This window comes from Sinorhizobium sp. CB7 (assembly GCF_041357635.1).
Taxonomy (GTDB): Bacteria; Pseudomonadota; Alphaproteobacteria; order Rhizobiales; family Rhizobiaceae; genus Rhizobium.
In genome coordinates this window covers 39,844-56,107 of sequence record NZ_JAULLL010000010.1, presented here as the reverse complement: position 1 = coordinate 56,107, position 16,264 = coordinate 39,844, and the positions used below count along the sequence as shown (strand labels likewise).

Below are 16,264 nucleotides of genomic sequence, written 5' to 3'. Positions count from 1 at the left end.
AACTATTCGCCCTTGGTGCCGCCTTCCGACAGGCCAACGACCAGCTTTCGCTGAACGAGCAGGTAGAAAAGGACGACGGGAATGGTGACGAGAACCGCGCCTGCGAGCAGCATGCCCCAGGAATAGATGTTGTCCTGCCCGATCCATGTCGCCAGCCCAAGCGGCAAGGTCTTGTTCGTCTCGGACGAGATGAAGACCAGCGCGAAGAGGAACTCGTTCCAGGCGTGGTTGAAGCTGAAGACGCCGACGGAGACGATGCCGGGCAGGGCGAGGGGGACGGTGACGCGCATCATAGCCTGAAGGCGTGTGCAGCCATCGATCATTGCGCTTTCTTCAAGGCTCACCGGGATGGCGTTGAAGTAGGACCGCATGAACCAGAGGGCGAGCGGCAGGGTGAACGCCGTATTGGCAACGATCAGCGATATCAGCGTATCGGCCATCCCCAGCTTGACGACGTAGATGTAGAGCGGGAGGACGATCAGCACCTCGGGCAGCATGTAGCAGATCAGCGTCGCATTCGAGAAGGCGGCGATGCCGAAGAAGCGGAAGCGGCTGAGGCTGTAGGCGCCGAGACCGCCCACGATCAGCGACAGGAACGTTGCGCCGAAGGCGACGATCAAGCTGTTTGCGAAATAGGTCAGGAAGTTCGTCTGTTCGAAGAGATCGCGGTAGTTCTGCAACGTCCATTCGTGCGGAAGGAATGTGGGCGGCACGGCATAGAGTTCGCCGCCCGGCTTGAAGGAGCAGAGCAGCATCCAGAAGAGCGGGAAGCCGATCACGCTGACGGCGGTGAAAACCAGCAGATAGAGAAGTATCTTTGACGCGAGGTAGTGCACATCCATCATCTCGCGATTGCGCGGAACGGATGTCTCGATGCTTGGGGCGATAGCTGTCATTGGCGTGCCTCCGCTCTCTTGATGAAGAAGAAATAGATCGCTAGCATTACGCAGAGGATTGCGAGCGTGATGATAGCGATTGCGGCGGCGCGGCCGAACTCGAAGTCCGAGAAAGCCTTCAGATAGACCAGCACAGGCAGCGTGGTGGTGGCGTCGAGCGGGCCGCCGCCCGTCATCAGGTAGATGATCTCGAACTTGTTGAACGACCAGATGGTTCTGAGCAGCGAGGTCAGCAGGAAGACCGGCATGACATAGGGCAGGGTGATCCGCCAGAACTGCTGGAAACTCGACGCTCCATCGATCTTTGCGGCCTCATATTGTTCCTGCGGAATGGACTGCAGGATGCCGAGAATGGCGATGACGGCGAAGGGAAAGAATTTCCAGACGCCAACCAGGATGACCGAGACCATTGCCAGAGACTGGCTGTTCAACCACAGCAAGGGCTGATCGATGACACCAATATCGATCAAGCCCGCATTGATGATGCCGACGATATCGTGAAGCATGTAGCGCCATGTCAGGACGGCAACGACCGTCGGCACGAGATAAGGCGCCAGGATGACGGCGCGTGCGGCGCCGCGGAACTTGAAGCTCTTGTTGAGCAGCAGGGCGAGACCCAGGCCCAGCAGCATCTCCAGCACGACGCTGCCGAAGACCCATACGAAGGTATTCCATAACGCGGTGAGAAAAGCCGGTTCGTTGATCGCCCAGATGAAGTTCTCCAGGCCGACGAAGGGACCGCTGGTATCGCCCATGGAAACGTCCTGCATCGCCGTGAAGAAGACGGTGATCGTCGGAACGCCGGCGAGCAGGATCAGCAGGAAGGCGCTGGGTGCGAGCGTCGCATAGGCGAGCATGCGGTCGCCGGCAAGGGCCGTTCGGGACTCAGCCATTGGCCGTCCTCCTTTCGGAGATATTGGCCGCCGGAACGATCGCCTTGCCGCTTGTGGTATCGAAACGCCGCAACTCCGAGTTCGCTACCGCGAAGTTGACGTCGCTATTCAGTACGGGACTGTAGTGGACGCTCGATGGGATGCGGGCAATAACCGGCGTCTCGGGCAAGTTCCCGGAGACATTTCCATAGAGAAGCCGGTCGCCGCCGAGATACTCGACACGGTGGACATTGAAGCTGATATTCATGACCGCGGCGCCTTCGGCGAAGTTCGCCTTGGGCAGGAAGTTTTCCGGACGGAAGCCGAGCGTCACGTCTTCCGTCACCACCAGGTTCATCGGCGGCGAGCCCATGAAGGTTGCAACGAAGGTATCGGCCGGATGGAGGTAGATTTCCTCAGGCGTTCCGACCTGCCGGACGGAGCCTCCCTGCATGACGACGATGCGGTCGCCGAGGCCCATGGCTTCGACCTGATCATGTGTCACATAGATGGATGTCACGCCGACCCGATCTTGGAACTGGCGAAGCTCCTCGCGCGCGGAGTGGCGCAGCTTCGCATCAAGGTTCGACAGCGGCTCGTCGAGCAGGAAGACATCGGGATCGCGGACAAGCGAACGCGCAAGTGCGGTACGCTGCCGCTCTCCGCCGGACATCTGGCGCGGTTTGCGCTTCAGCATGCGCGTGAGGCCGACAAGTTCGGCCGCCCAGCGGACCTTGTCGTCGATCGCCTTCTTGTCGGCGCCGCCACGAACCCGCAGCGGAAAGGCGATATTTTCATAGACGGTCAGATGCGGGTAGAGCGCGTAGTTCTGAAAGACCATCGCAATGTTGCGATCCTTGGGCTGCAGCCATGTCGCCTTGCGATCGCCGATGAAGATATCGCCATAGGTTGGCAGTTCCAGCCCGGATATCATGCGCAGCAGCGTGCTCTTGCCGCAGCCGGAAGGACCGAGGAGGACCAGGAACTCCCCGTCGTTAACAGTCAGGCTGACGTTGGAGACGGCGGTGTGGTCGGTAAAGATCTTGCTGACCTGTTTGATTTCAACTCGTGCCATGGTTCTCTCTCGCGATCGGGGAAGGCGCCGTCAGACCGGCGTTGCCGATCATTTCATGGGCCTTGTCCATAAGGGTCTTGTCGGCATCCGCGATGCGGCGGCGGACGTCGGCAATATTGGCAACGTCGCCATCAAGAGCGGTGTTCCGCCGCGAAATCATTTCCTTCATGCGAAGAGGCGCTGGACCGCCGATAACCGTGCGACTCTTGAGGTTCTCCGCCGGATCGAGGGCCTTGCTCACGTCTTCTTCGGAGATGCCGAGCGTGTGGCCGAAAAGAAGCTGCGAAGCCTCATCGAGCTCGGCCGAGGTGATGTCCATCGCGGTCCGACGCGCCTCGATCGCCTCGCGAACGACGCGGCCGACGATATTATGCGCCATGCGGAAGGACATGCCGGTTTCGCGGACGATGACGTCAGCAAGTTCCGTGGCGGTGCCGAAACCGATTTCAGCCAGATGCAGCATCATTTCCGGCTTGACCGTCAGCGTACGCACCGCGCCCTCGAAAACGATCAGTGCGCGCGTGGCGCGCTCGATCGTATCCATCGCCGGCGCGTTGCCTGCGGAGACGCCGTCGTTGACATCGGCGAGTGCCGTGTTCTTTGATGCGGCGAGAACGGTGTTCAGCATGCCAGTGACCATCGCGGCCACCGCCTTGACGTGTTCGAGCGCCTGCGGGTTTTTCTTCTGCGGCATGATGCTGCTGACGCTCGAATAGGCATCGTCGAGTTCGAGCATGCCGAATTCCATCGTATTCCAGCTTTGCAGGTCGGTTGCGACACGCGACACACCCGTCATCAGGACCGCCAGTGCGGCAGCGGATTCCTGCAGATCGTCACGGATCGCGACGCCGTCGTAGGCAACTTCGACCAGACGAGCGAAACCGAGAAGTTTCGCCGTCATCTCGCGATCGATCGGGAAACCGGTGGTGGAAAGCGCGCCGGAGCCGAGCGGGCTTCGATCGCAGCAGGCAAGCGCATGCATCAGGCGACCGAAATCCCGTTCCACCAGGTCGGCCGCCGAAAGCAGATAGTAGCCGAAGGATATGGGCTGGGCATGCTGGGTGTGAGTGTAGCCCGGCATGACGGTGTCGGTGTGCCTCTCCGCAAGATTGAGAAGGGTACGGCGCAGTTGCGCGACGACATCCAGCAGATTGAGCAGGGATCCCCTGAGCGCGAGGCGCCAGGACGTCGTATGGAGGTCGTTGCGGCTGCGGCCGGTGTGAAGCCGCCCGCCTGTTTCCGGACCGAGCTTCTCGACGATATAGCGCTCGATATAGGAATAGAGGTCTTCCTGAAGGTAGTCGATCGTCAGTGCGTGGACACCCAATTGCTTGAGTTCGAGCAGGACGGCGATGATGCGCGCAATGTCGTCGCGCTTTACGATCCCGCATTCGGCGAGCATCACCGCATGGGCGAGGTGAATGCGCATTTCCGGCTCGAACTGGAAACGGATGCCGGCTGCGACGGCAGGGCCGAAATAGGAGTCCACCATTGCCTGCGCCGGTGGCGACTTGACGCGTTCGCGTAGCGATACGACCGGTGCTGCCGGTTGTTCCTGGGACATAAATCTCTCCTGAAAAAATGTCCGCGCGCCTTGCACGCGGACCTCATCCTTGTGAACTATTTCTTCCTCAGATCGTCCACGATGGCCTGCATGCGCTTCTGGCCCCAGGCGGCGGCCTTTGCGGGATCCTCACCCTGCAGGACGACGCGCTGCACGACCTGTGCGGGGATATCTCTGGCGACGATCGAGCCGATATAGGGGTTCACGACGCCCGAGCGGATGACCTTGCCATCCTTGAACTGGGCGCCCGCCTCGGACTCGAAATCAAGCGAGTTCGAAGTGTCGAAGGCGATGCGCGCGATATCCTCCCGTCCGCTGAGCTTTGCCGCGGCGCCCGCCTTGATCACCTCCTCCTGCACATCCTTCAACGGCGGGATGAGGTGGGGATGGACGGTCAGCGAGAAATCCTTGAGGCGATCGCCCGAGACGATGAACTTGAGGAATTTTCGCGCGGCGTCGATATTCTTGGCGCCGACGGCTTCCGATGACAGCGCAAAGCTGTTCGAATTGACGAACTTGACGCCGACACCGCTCGGCCCCACCGGCGTTGCTTCGCCGCTGGTATTCTTGAACAGATCCGGTGTGTTCGATGCCGCGTTGGCGATCAGCCTCGGCGCATATTCATCAAGTGCGATCTTACCGGTCAGATAGACATTGATCATGTCTCCGTAGGAATAGGAACCGACTCCCTTCGGCGAATATTTCGCCATTTCCTGCAGGAATGTCAGCGCCTTGACGGTGCCAGGATTGTCGAAGGTGACGTTCAGGTCCTTGTCGAAATAGGTGCCTCCGGCGCTCCAGATCATCTGAGACAGGAAGATGCCAGTCATCCGGTTCTTTCCGGCCGGGAACATGAAGCCGAAGTTGCCGTCGCCAGTCAGGGCAGCAGCCGCACTCTTCAATTCGTCCCAGTTCTTCGGCGTCGAGATGCCCTTGGCTTTCAAGAGGTCGTCACGCTGCCAAAGAACGCCGTAATTCCCGAGCGTGTAGGGAATATCGTAAATCTTGCCTTCAACCGGCACGAGGGAGCCCGGAACGTAGTCGTCCTTCCCGATCTCGTTCACCATGTCGTCGAGCGGCACCAGATATCCCTTGCGGGCAAATTCGAAACGCTCCTCCGGCAGGATCTTGAAGATTTCCGGCATGGTCTTGGTATTGACCGAGGCGAGCACCTTCTGCAGTCGACCGTCGGTGCTGACGGCTTCCATCTCGATCTTGATATCGGGGTTCTGCGTCTCGAATTCCTTGATCGCCTTGTTGTAGAACTCAATGCTCGGCGGATCGGTCTCGTTATGCAGAAATCGGACAACCTGTGTCTCTGCCCAGGCCGTGCTTGACATGAGAAGTGCGACAATGCCGCTCCCTACGCCAAGACATAGCTGTTTTCTGGAAATCATTCCATTCTCCTCCCATCGATCTCCTCATGCGCACGCCGCTGGCATGCAGCGGCCTCCTATGTGCGTAGATGATAGGTAAACAGGCTTGTTGCCATCCGTCCACTACATGTTACCTATATCGGATATTCATTTTGCGGATGGGTGGAGTAATGGAACTCGCTGAACTTCGAATTTTTGTTCGGGCAGGGGAGTTGGGAAGTTTCAGCAAGGCGGCGGTGTCGCTGGGGGTCGCGCAACCGACCGTTAGCAGGGTCGTCAGCGAGCTGGAGCGTGAATGGGACGGGCCCTTGTTCTATCGTACCGGTAGGGGGGTGACGCTTTCGGAACTCGGCGAAGAGGCATTGATGAAGGCGCGCTTTCTCCTGCGCGAAGCGGACCAGGCCGCGGAGGATCTGAGGGCCTTCAGCCGCCTGCCGAGCGGCGTTGTTTCAGTCGGTCTGCCGACGTCGCTCGTCGAGCCCGTGGTTCCGGCGCTTGTCAACGAGTTGCGGGCGGACCTGCCCGGAATCCGCCTGCAGGTCTACGAGGGCTTCAGCGATCAAATCGAGCGATGGCTCGCCGAAGGAACAATCGATCTCGGCGCCTATAGCAAATATCGCGAAGGGGAACGCGGCAACAGCTCGCTGCTCCTGGAGTCGCAACTCGTTCTCGCGGGACCTCGTGACGGCTGGAGCCAGCCTGCCGAAATCGACTTCGAGCGCCTCGCGGATATGGCGCTTGTCCTGCCTGCACCGACGAACGGCCTGCGTATCATGGTCGAGTCGGTTGCAAAGAAACTGAAGGTGCCGCTCAACATTATCGCGGATATCGATTCGACGATCGGCCAAAAAGCGATGGCGGCGCAGTGCGGGTGCTACATGGTGAAGGCGCCGCACACGATAGCGGACGAAACGGCACGGGGAATGTTTGCCAGCAGCGTGATCCGCAATCCTTACATCACCCGCCATGTCATACTTGTAACCGGTCATCAACGCCCGCTGAGCCGTGCCAGCCGGGAGGTCATTCTTCGCATGACGGCGATTTTGCGAAGGCTGTCCGGTAACTAGCTCCGAACGAGTTCGCCGAATTCTGAGCCTCACGGACCTCACGTCGCGCCGTCGCCGACGCGTCTCGTCATGCAAGTCGTTGCATTAGAACGCTTATTTCCATCCACATGCTTTTGCTCACGTGTGATTGCACAAAGTTGGATATTAATATATTACTTTTTCATGACCCCATGGGAGGGGCTTAGTGCATGTTTCAGCCGAGTTCATGTAAGGCATTGTTGGTCCGGGAATCCGCGCGATGAGGGGCTTGTCCGGAGCCTCGCGCAGAAGACGTTCGCTGGCGGGCGTGACGATCCTGTCGCATCAGCGCGCCGCGGCGCCGCGGGCGGCAACCCTGATCTACGAAGCGTTGCTGGACGATATTGTTTCGCTTCGTCGCAAACCGATGGATCTCCTCAACGAGAAGGAGCTGGGGGCGCAGTTCGGCGTCAGCCGCACGCCGATCCGTGAAGCCATTCTTCGACTTGCCGACGACGGACTCGTCGATATCTTTCCGCAGTCTGGCACCTTCGTGTCGCGGATCCCGCGCCGTGCGCTCATCGAGGCGATACTCGTACGCAAGGCATTGGAAGACACGACGGTTTCCATTGCCGTCGAGAAGATGACACCCGCTGGCATGCGCCTGCTTGAGCGTAACCTCGCGGACATGACCGCCTGCCTCAAGGACGGCGACGTCGCCTCGTTTCACGCCCTCGACAACGTGTTTCATCAGCAGATCAGCGCCATCGCCGGCTTTCCCGGGATCTGGGCAATCATCCAGCAGGTCAAAGTGCACAGTGATCGCTATCGGCTGATGACGCTGCCGCAGGAAGGACGTCTTGTCCGTGTGATCGACGAGCATACGGCGGTGATCGATTGCATGCGTGCCGGTGACCGGGAGGGGGCGAGAGTGGCGATGGAGTTCCATCTCGGCAAGCTGCTGCACGAAATCGAAAACGCCGAGATGCTCGATCCGGCATATTTTATCGAGGATGCGCGGCCGCTGTCCGCATCCGGGGAAGGGAAGGAACGATCGGATGAAAATTGACGTGAGGCACGCCTCCCATCCCGAAGCTGTACGCAGCTTCGATACGGAAACGCTGCGGCGTCATTTCCTGGTGGAGACCGTCTTCGTAAACGGCGAGATCAGGCTCACCTATTCACACTATGACCGAATGATCATCGGCGGCGCGATGCCGATCGCGCAGGCCCTGAGCCTGACGGCGCCCAAGGCGATCGGCCAGGAGACGTTTCTGGCGGAACGCGAACTCGGCGCGCTCAACATCGGTGGTGCGGGCCGCGTCATTATCGACGGCAAGCGCTACGAACTGGCCCGGCTCGACTGCCTCTATGTCGGCAGGGGCGCCGTCGACATCCACTTCGAAAGCGCCGAACCATCCAATCCCGCAAAGTTCTATCTCGTGTCGACGCCAGCCCATGCGACGCATCCGACCGTGCTGCTGACGCGTGAGAAGGCGCGGCATCTGACGCCCGGCGAGGCCGAGACGGCAAATCGACGTTCCATCTTCCAATACGTCCATCCGGAGGTCTGCCAGTCGTGCCAGCTTACCATGGGCTTCACCATGCTGGAGTCGGGCAGCGTCTGGAACACGATGCCGAGCCATACCCATGACAGGCGTATGGAGGCTTATCTCTATTTCGATCTCGATCCGGATCAGCGCGTCTTCCATTTCATGGGCGAGCCGACACAGACGCGGCACATGATCGTGGCGAGCGAGCAGGCAATCATTTCGCCACCCTGGTCTATTCACTCGGGTGCGGGAACGAAGAACTACAGCTTCATCTGGGCCATGGCCGGAGACAACAAGAGCTTCACAGACATGGACCATATCGCGATTGCGGATCTGCGGTGACCATCATGACAAACCCTTTCGATCTGACCGGAAGAGTCGCCGTGGTCACGGGCGGCAATACGGGCATCGGTCAAGGCATTGCCGTGGCGCTCGCCCAAGCGGGCGCTGCGATCGTCGCGGTTGGGCGGTCGGCAATGGATGAGACGGAGGCGTTGGTAAAGGCGAGTGGCGCGCGTTTTCATGCAATCAAGGCGGATCTCGGCACGATCGAACCGGTGAAGGAGATTGTGGCGGAGACGCTCGACGTCTTCGGCGGCCTCGACATTCTCGTCAACAACGCCGGCATCATCCGTCGAGCCGACGCTATCGACTTTACCGAGGAAGACTGGGACGCGGTGATGGACGTCAATCTGAAGACGGCCTTCTTTCTGTCGCAGGCGGCAGGCCGGCACATGATCGCGCAAGGTGGCGGCAAGATCATCAACATCGCCTCGATGCTGTCCTTCCAGGGGGGCATCCGCATCCCGTCCTACACCGCCTCAAAGAGCGGACTGGCGGGACTGACACGGCTGCTCGCCTGCGAATGGGCCGGCAGCCGCGTCAATGTCAACGCGATCGCGCCGGGCTATTTCGTCACCAACAACACGACCGCTTTGCGGGAGGATCCGGAGCGCAGCGCCAGCATATTGGCGCGCATTCCGGCAGGGCGATGGGGCGAGCCTTCGGATTTAGGCGGAGCGGCAGTCTTCTTGGCTTCCTCCGCTTCCGATTACGTGCACGGAACGATTCTGCCGGTCGACGGCGGCTGGCTGGCGCGCTGACCAGCGTTTTCAGAAGAGCAGATTGGCGCGGCTTATGGGACGTGCCGGGCAGCAAATATCGGTTTTGCTGCCTGAATGGAGGAGGGAAATGCAGTACCAGTTCGATTTCGCGGCGCTTCTGCCGTATTGGCGCGACTTCCTGTCGGGAGCGCTGGTCACGATCGAGATCACCCTGTTTTCGGTGCTGATCGGTCTCGTCATCGGCATTGCCTGTGCAATCGCACGTCGCTCCGACATCGCGCCGCTGCGGGCGCTGGTCGGCGTCTACGTGGAGGCGGTTCGCAATACGCCTTTCATCGTCCAGATCTTCTTTATCTTCTTCGGTCTCTCCTCCGTCGGCATCCGTCTGCCGATCATCGTTGCCTCGGTTTTCGCCATGGTCATCAATGTCGGGGCCTATACCGCGGAGATCGTGCGCGCCGGCATGGATTCCATCCATCCGAGCCAGATCGAGGCGGCGGAATCACTTGGTCTTTCAAAGCTGCAGATCTACCGCGACATCATCCTGCTGCCGGCCATCGAGCGCGTCTATCCCGCTCTTTCCAGCCAGTTCATCCTGATGATGCTTTCGACATCGATCGCTTCCCAGATTTCGGCCGAGGAACTGACCGGTGTCGCGAACAACATCCAGTCGAACACCTTCCGTTCGCTGGAAACCTATGTCGTCGTTGCCGTTCTCTATGTCGCGATTACCTACCTGATGCGTGCCGCCTTCTACGGGCTCGGCCTCATCGCCTTTCCGCGCCGGCGCCGGCTCGGCACAGCATTGTGAGGCGGGCGGATGTTCGGCGCTTTTTCCACCAACCACCTCGTCTATCTGCTGGACGGCCTGCTCTGGACGGTCGTGCTTTCCGCGCTCGCCTTCCTGCTCGGCGGCGTCGCCGGCTTCATCGTCATGCTCTGCCGCATCTCACGCTTTCTCTGGCTGCGGCGCGCCAGCCTCGTTTACGTGCAGATCGTGCAGGGCACGCCGCTGCTGATCCAGATGTTCATCCTCTATTTCGGTCTCGGCGTCTTCAATATTTCCGTGCCCCCGCTCGCGGCAGCCGGACTCGGGATGATGATCTACACGAGTTCCTATCTGGGCGAGATCTGGCGCGGCTCCGTCGAATCCATCTCGCGCACGCAACATGAGGCTGCGGAATGCCTGGGGCTGACGCGTTGGCAGGCGCTCGTCGACGTAATCCTGCCGCAGGCGTTGCGTATCGCGACACCGCCGACAGTCGGGTTCCTCGTGCAACTCGTCAAGAACACTTCGCTCGCCTCCGTCGTCGGCTTCCTGGAGCTGACGAGAGCAGCGCAGGTCATCAACAACTCCCTGTTCCAGCCATTCCTGGTCTTCGGCATCGCAGCCATCTTCTATTTCTGCGTTTGCTATCCGCTGTCGGTCTGGAGCCGTTCGCTTGAGAGGAAGCTCAATGTCGGTCGCCGTTAAACTCACCAACGTCGTCAAGCGTTTCGGGGCGCTGGACGTGCTGAAAGGCGTTTCCTTCGAAATCAATGCCGGCGAGGTCGTGGCGCTGATCGGCCAGTCCGGTTCGGGCAAGAGTACCGCACTTCGCTGTATCAACCGGCTCGAGACCATCCAGGAGGGCTCGATCGAAGTCTGCGGCCATCGGGTCGAGGACCCGAAGCTCGATCTGCGCGCGCTTCGCCGCGATATCGGCATGGTCTTCCAGAGCTACAACCTGTTTCCGCATATGACGGTCGCCGAGAACATCATGCTGGCTCTCAGACGCGTCAAAGGGATGCGCAAGGATCAGGCGTTCCAGATCGCCAAGCAGGTTCTTGCCAAGGTCGGTCTTTCGGAAAAGATCGATGCCTATCCGGAGCAGCTTTCCGGCGGACAGCAGCAGCGCGTTGCGATCGCGCGCTCGCTGGCGATGCAGCCGAAAGTCATGCTGTTCGACGAAGTGACCTCCGCGCTCGATCCCAAGCTGACCGGCGAAGTGCTGCGCGTCATGGAGGATCTCGCCAGAGGCGGCATGACGATGATCGTCGTCACCCATGAGATGGGTTTCGCCAAGCGGGCGGCCAACCGCGTCATCTACATGCACACTGGCAAGGTCTGGGAAACAGGGGGCAGCGATATCCTCAGCAATCCGCAGACACCGGAGCTTAGGGAATTCATGGCGGCCGAGCTGTAGCGCAGCTCGCTCCGCCGACAGTACAGCCATGCGCCGAATAGGCGGCGCATGCTTCAGGAGGGGGACCCGACGAAAGCGGGTTCACGTAAACAGAGAGGAGACTCAGATCATGGCGACAAAGTTGATTTCGAAGCTTGCGATGCTTGCGGGGGCAGGGCTTCTGGCCCTTGCGACCACTGCGCATGCCGACGTACTGGACAATATCAAGAAGGCCGGCAAGGTGCGCATCGCGGTCGCAATGGGCATTCCGGAATATTCCTTCGTCGATGAAAATCTGCAGCCGACCGGCTCTGACGTCGAGACCGCCAAGCTGATCGCCAAGGATCTCGGCGTGAAGCTCGAGCTTGTCGAAATCACCAACGCCGCCCGCGTTCCATCGGTCCAGACCGGCAAGGCCGATATGGTCGTCTCCTCGCTCGGTATCACCGAAGAGCGCAAGAAGGCGATCGACTATTCAGTACCCTATGCAACGCTCGCGATCGTGGTCGCAGCGCCCTCGGACGTAGACATCAAGACCTATGATGACCTGACCGGCAAGCGGATCGGCGTGACGCGCGCCACGACGAACGACCAGGATATCACCAAGAAGGCAAGTGGCGCCGATATCGTTCGCTTCGAGGACGACGCGACACTGATCACCGCCGTTGTCTCCGGCCAGGTCGATATTCTCTCCAGCCAGTCGGCCGTCATCAACGGCATCAACAAGAAGCGCCAGAACCAGCCGCTGCAGATCAAATTCACCCAGGCGGAGACCAATCTCGGCATCGGAATTCCGAAGGGTGAAGCAAACCTGAAGGCCTGGCTCGATCAGTGGGTGAAGACCAACTTCGACAACGGCACGCTTCGCGACATCTACCGCAAATTCCACAACAGCGAACTGCCTGATAACCTGACGTCTCGTTGAGTTCGACGGCGCCGGATGCGAGCGTCCGGCGCTTGCCGCGTCAGTTTCCAATGATGGCCGGTCGACCACGGGTTGGCCGGCTTGTCCGTTTCCGCTGGGGATGTTTCGCGACTCTCGACGCTTAAAGCTTTCCTCGCCATGACCGGGTGGTCGCCGGCCCACTGGATTGCCGTTCGACCATGTGTGGGACCAGGCTGATCCTCTGTGGCGGGAGGTCGTTCAACTGTCCGTTCAATCCGATGCGGGAGAGCAACTGACGCACCGCCGCGATGCCCATCTGCTTGTGCGGCATATGGATCGTGCTGAGGTTGGGCGAAACCTGTGTCGCGATCGGGTAGTCCGCATGACCGACCACCGAGATGTCCTCGGGAACTGACAGGCCCATGCGCATGAGCTCCGAGACCACGGTCACCGCGACGCCGTCGCTGCCACAGAAGATGGCCGTTGGCTCGAAGTTCTCCTCGGCCATCCTGATGACGGCGTCGCGCAAGTCCGCGGCCGTGTAATCTTCCTTGAAGGCAATCTCGCGCAGTTCTGCGCCGGCAAGCTCCGCGATCGCCTCGGAAAAACCGCGCAGGCGCGCATAGCGCCCCGGATAGCCGAGCTGGCCATGGGCATAGACCATGCGGCGGTGGCCGAGCTCATAGAGGAACTTTGCCACGAAGACGCCTGCCTCGACATCCGTGGCGGTGATCTGATCCATTGTGTAGAGCTCTGGCACGATATGTGCGACGATCACGGCGGGTACGGAGCTGTCGCGCGCCGCATCGAACATTCGTTGCTCCTGCGGGCCGACAAGTATGAAACCGAGCGAAGAATCCTCCAGCCTCTCGATGATGCGGTGATCGTCGGTCCAGCGCACCGCCATGGTGCAGCCGAAACGTGTGGCTTCCATCTCGATACCATGCTGGACGTCGATCCAGAGTTCCCGGTTGGCGACCGTGCGATCGTGGAAAATGACCTCGATCGATTGGGACACAGCCTTGTTCCGGCGAGCGATATAGCCGAATTGCTCGGCCGCCGACAACACGCTGCGACGGGTGTCTTCGCTCACGCCTGGCTTGCCGGTGAGCGCCCGTGACACCGCAAATTTCGAGATGCCAAGATGATCGGCAATCTCTTGAAGTGTAACACGGCTCATGTTTGCTTCTTTTCCAGCAGTTGAGTTGCGCTCTGCAGTTGATGTGCCAATTTTTTTTATTTGTTAGGCGAAAGTTGCGTGCGTTGTCAACCGTTTCGCCTCTTGCATCGCAACATCTTCTGCAAGCTTTAGTGCGAATATTGGGCCGGTAATAACTCATAGCCCATTGTTTTTACCTTGGGAATGGGCGATTTTGCAAATGCAGCAACCGAAATCGCCGCGGAATTTTTGCATTTGGCATGCTGATGAGCGCTTGACGTCTCAGTTTTTTGCATTCACTTTAGGCTAACAATAAGCAAACAAATGCTCCGCTCATTGCGCGGAGTTGCGGTTGAGGGAGGAGCCGATATGGCCTTATCCGCCTTGCTTTGCCATTTTTCATGCCGCCGTGAGTGTCCAGACCGGAAACGGCGCGTATGACGGCCGTACCTGAGATTGCTTCACAGCCCGCGCCGCGAACGTCTGCAGCCGCGGCATCCATCGGCATGGCGAGCCAGCGGCAGTTGATCTGGCTGAAGTTCCGTGAGCACCGGATAGCATATTGGAGCGGGATCGTGATCCTGCTGATCTATCTGGTCGGCATATTCGCGGAATTCGTCGCGCCCCGCACGCCGGACTTCTATGATCCGGCCTATACGATGCTGGCGCCGCAGGGGATCAAATTGTTCTATGCGGATGAGGCCGGCTCCTATCGTTTCCAGCCGCATGTCACCGGTTTCAGTTCAAAGCGTGACCCGAAGACCCTGCGGCGGATCTTTGCGCCCGATCCTGATATCCGGATCCCGATCGGGTTGTTCGTGCGTGGTGAGCCTTACAAGCTCTGGGGGCTTATTTCCTCGGACATTCATCTCATTGGACCGATGGATCCCAAGCAACCATTTTATCTGCTCGGGTCTGACAGGCTCGGCCGCGACGTTCTCAGCCGGCTCGTATACGGTACGCGGATTTCCACCTCCATCGGCCTGATCGGCGTTGCAATCAGCCTCGTGCTCGGCGTCATCCTGGGTGGCATATCGGGCTATGTCGGCGGGATGGTCGATAACGCGATCCAGCGCACTATCGAATTCATCATGTCGGTACCGACCATTCCGCTTTGGATGGGACTTGCAGCGGCTATCCCTGTCACCTGGTCGCCGGTGCTTGTCTATTTCATCATCACGATGATCATTTCCCTTATCGGCTGGACATCGCTCGCTCGCGAGGTGAGGGGGCGTTTCATGTCCTGGCGCAACGAGGTCTTCGTCATCGCCGCGCGCCTCGACGGGACCTCCGAGCTGAAGATCATTACGCGCCATCTCGTCCCCGGTTTCGTCAGCCACATCATCGCGTCGACGACGCTGGCGATACCGGCCATGATCATTGCGGAGACCTCGCTCTCATTTCTCGGAATTGGCCTGCGCCCGCCCGTGGTGAGCTGGGGCGTGCTGCTCCAGGAGGCGCAGAATATCCGGTCTCTCGCTGAGGCTCCGTGGCTGCTCGCGCCCGGTGTCCTCGTCATTATCACGGTGCTTGCTCTGAATTTTCTCGGAGACGGCCTGCGCGATGCTGCGGATCCCTATTCATGACAGAAATTGCCAATCAACCCATCCTATCGGTGCGGGGACTGAAGACCCATTTCGATCTGCGCGAGGGCTTGATCAAGGCGGTCGATGGCGTGGACCTCGACGTCTACAGGGGCAAGACGCTCTGCATCGTCGGCGAATCCGGATCCGGAAAATCGATGATGGCACGATCCGTGCTGCAGATCGTCACAAGCCCTGGGCGTGTCGTCGGCGGCAGCATGGTGTTCAGCCGTGACGGCAGGGAGAGTGTCGACATCGCTAAGCTCGATCCATCGGGACGGCAGATCCGCGCCATTCGCGGGCGCGATATCGCGATGATCTTCCAGGAGCCGATGAACTCGCTAAGCCCGGTGCATGCCATTGGCGATCAGCTGGTCGAAAAGATCCTGCTTCACCACCGGATTGGGACAAAGGCGGCGATCGAGCGTGCCGTCAATGCGCTCGATCGTGTCGGGATTCCCGACCCGCAGCGGCGCCTTGCGTCCTATCCGTTCGAGCTTTCCGGCGGGATGCGCCAGCGCGTCATGATCGCCATGGCGCTTGCCTGTCGTCCCGCCATCCTCATTGCGGATGAGCCGACCACGGCGCTCGATGTGACGACGCAGGCAAACATTCTCGAGCTGATCAAGGAATTGCAGGACGAAACCGGCATGGCCGTGATGTTCATCACCCATGATCTCGGCGTCGTCGCCGAAATCGCCGATGAGGTCGCCGTGATGTATCTCGGTCGCGTGGTCGAGCGCGGCAGTGTCGACGACATCTTTTACAAGCCGCAGCATCCTTACACACTGGCTCTGCTCGACTCCATTCCAAAGCTTGGAGCCCGGCATGCCGTCGGCAGGCGTCTCAAGGCGATCGAAGGCATGGTTCCGCACCCTCTAGACAGGCCGAACGGGTGTCCCTTCAACACGCGTTGTCCGGAGGCTGTGGCCGGCCTTTGCGAGCGACTGGAGCCGGCGCTTCGGGAACTCGCCCCCAATCATCTCGCCGCCTGCCACATGCGCGATCCGCAATATGCCGGCGCCAGGAAACGGGTGGAGGCATGA

Annotated in this window: 16 protein-coding genes; 10 read left to right on the top strand and 6 right to left on the bottom strand. The window is 59.8% G+C overall.

Going from position 1 to position 16,264, the window contains the following annotated elements:
* Window positions 1-2 precede the first annotated feature (2 nt).
* The 5 genes from AAE029_RS19390 to AAE029_RS19370 are packed head-to-tail and all read right to left on the bottom strand — an operon-like array spanning window position 3 to window position 5,804.
* A complete protein-coding gene (locus AAE029_RS19390; protein WP_371074514.1) occupies window positions 3-896 on the bottom strand; it encodes a carbohydrate ABC transporter permease in 894 nt (297 codons plus the stop codon).
* The gene (locus AAE029_RS19385) at window positions 893-1,789 is read right to left on the bottom strand and encodes a carbohydrate ABC transporter permease (protein ID WP_371074513.1); all 897 of its coding nucleotides are present in this window, start codon (window positions 1,787-1,789) and stop codon (window positions 893-895) included. Before AAE029_RS19385 ends, AAE029_RS19390 begins: the two co-directional genes overlap by 4 nt.
* Window positions 1,782-2,843, bottom strand: a complete 1,062-nt coding sequence (locus AAE029_RS19380) for an ABC transporter ATP-binding protein (RefSeq protein ID WP_371074512.1) — start codon at window positions 2,841-2,843, stop codon at window positions 1,782-1,784. Before AAE029_RS19380 ends, AAE029_RS19385 begins: the two co-directional genes overlap by 8 nt.
* On the bottom strand, window positions 2,830-4,407 hold the full coding sequence (gene argH / locus AAE029_RS19375; protein WP_371074511.1) for an argininosuccinate lyase: 1,578 nt from the start codon (window positions 4,405-4,407) through the stop codon (window positions 2,830-2,832). The genes AAE029_RS19380 and argH overlap by 14 nt, the downstream gene beginning before the upstream one ends.
* Window positions 4,408-4,463: 56 nt before the next feature.
* A complete protein-coding gene (locus AAE029_RS19370) occupies window positions 4,464-5,804 on the bottom strand; it encodes an ABC transporter substrate-binding protein (protein WP_371074510.1) in 1,341 nt (446 codons plus the stop codon).
* Window positions 5,805-5,872: 68 nt separating this feature from the next.
* Here AAE029_RS19370 and AAE029_RS19365 point away from each other — a divergent pair, with 68 nt between their 5' ends.
* The 8 genes from AAE029_RS19365 to AAE029_RS19330 all read left to right on the top strand — a co-directional run bounded on the left by AAE029_RS19365 (window position 5,873) and on the right by AAE029_RS19330 (window position 12,515).
* Window positions 5,873-6,850, top strand: a complete 978-nt coding sequence (locus AAE029_RS19365; protein WP_371074509.1) for a LysR family transcriptional regulator — start codon at window positions 5,873-5,875, stop codon at window positions 6,848-6,850.
* Between the two features lie 238 nt (window positions 6,851-7,088).
* On the top strand, window positions 7,089-7,877 hold the full coding sequence (locus tag AAE029_RS19360) for a GntR family transcriptional regulator (protein WP_371074508.1): 789 nt from the start codon (window positions 7,089-7,091) through the stop codon (window positions 7,875-7,877).
* Window positions 7,867-8,703, top strand: coding sequence for a 5-dehydro-4-deoxy-D-glucuronate isomerase (gene kduI, locus AAE029_RS19355; RefSeq protein ID WP_371074507.1), 837 nt, complete (start codon window positions 7,867-7,869; stop codon window positions 8,701-8,703). Before AAE029_RS19360 ends, kduI begins: the two co-directional genes overlap by 11 nt.
* 5 nt (window positions 8,704-8,708) lie before the next feature.
* Entirely contained in the window at window positions 8,709-9,464 is a 756-nt protein-coding gene (gene kduD / locus AAE029_RS19350) for a 2-dehydro-3-deoxy-D-gluconate 5-dehydrogenase KduD (RefSeq protein ID WP_371074506.1), read from the top strand.
* Between the two features lie 88 nt (window positions 9,465-9,552).
* Window positions 9,553-10,236 carry an amino acid ABC transporter permease gene (locus AAE029_RS19345; RefSeq protein ID WP_371074505.1) on the top strand — a complete coding sequence of 228 codons (684 nt, stop codon included), beginning with the start codon at window positions 9,553-9,555 and terminating at the stop codon, window positions 10,234-10,236.
* 9 nt (window positions 10,237-10,245) lie between these two features.
* Window positions 10,246-10,899 (top strand): amino acid ABC transporter permease, encoded by a 654-nt coding sequence (locus AAE029_RS19340; RefSeq protein ID WP_371074504.1) that lies wholly within the window; start codon window positions 10,246-10,248, stop codon window positions 10,897-10,899.
* Entirely contained in the window at window positions 10,883-11,611 is a 729-nt protein-coding gene (locus AAE029_RS19335; RefSeq protein ID WP_371074503.1) for an amino acid ABC transporter ATP-binding protein, read from the top strand. The genes AAE029_RS19340 and AAE029_RS19335 overlap by 17 nt, the downstream gene beginning before the upstream one ends.
* 109 nt (window positions 11,612-11,720) lie before the next feature.
* Window positions 11,721-12,515, top strand: a complete 795-nt coding sequence (locus AAE029_RS19330; protein WP_371074502.1) for a transporter substrate-binding domain-containing protein — start codon at window positions 11,721-11,723, stop codon at window positions 12,513-12,515.
* Between the two features lie 121 nt (window positions 12,516-12,636).
* On the opposite strand, the gene AAE029_RS19325 is transcribed toward AAE029_RS19330, so the two are convergent.
* Window positions 12,637-13,656, bottom strand: a complete 1,020-nt coding sequence (locus AAE029_RS19325; RefSeq protein ID WP_371074501.1) for a LacI family DNA-binding transcriptional regulator — start codon at window positions 13,654-13,656, stop codon at window positions 12,637-12,639.
* Between the two features lie 416 nt (window positions 13,657-14,072).
* Between AAE029_RS19325 and AAE029_RS19320 the strand changes: the two genes are divergently transcribed.
* Both AAE029_RS19320 and AAE029_RS19315 read left to right on the top strand, forming a co-directional pair.
* Window positions 14,073-15,221 (top strand): ABC transporter permease, encoded by a 1,149-nt coding sequence (locus tag AAE029_RS19320; RefSeq protein WP_371074500.1) that lies wholly within the window; start codon window positions 14,073-14,075, stop codon window positions 15,219-15,221.
* Entirely contained in the window at window positions 15,218-16,264 is a 1,047-nt protein-coding gene (locus AAE029_RS19315; protein WP_371074499.1) for an ABC transporter ATP-binding protein, read from the top strand. The genes AAE029_RS19320 and AAE029_RS19315 overlap by 4 nt, the downstream gene beginning before the upstream one ends.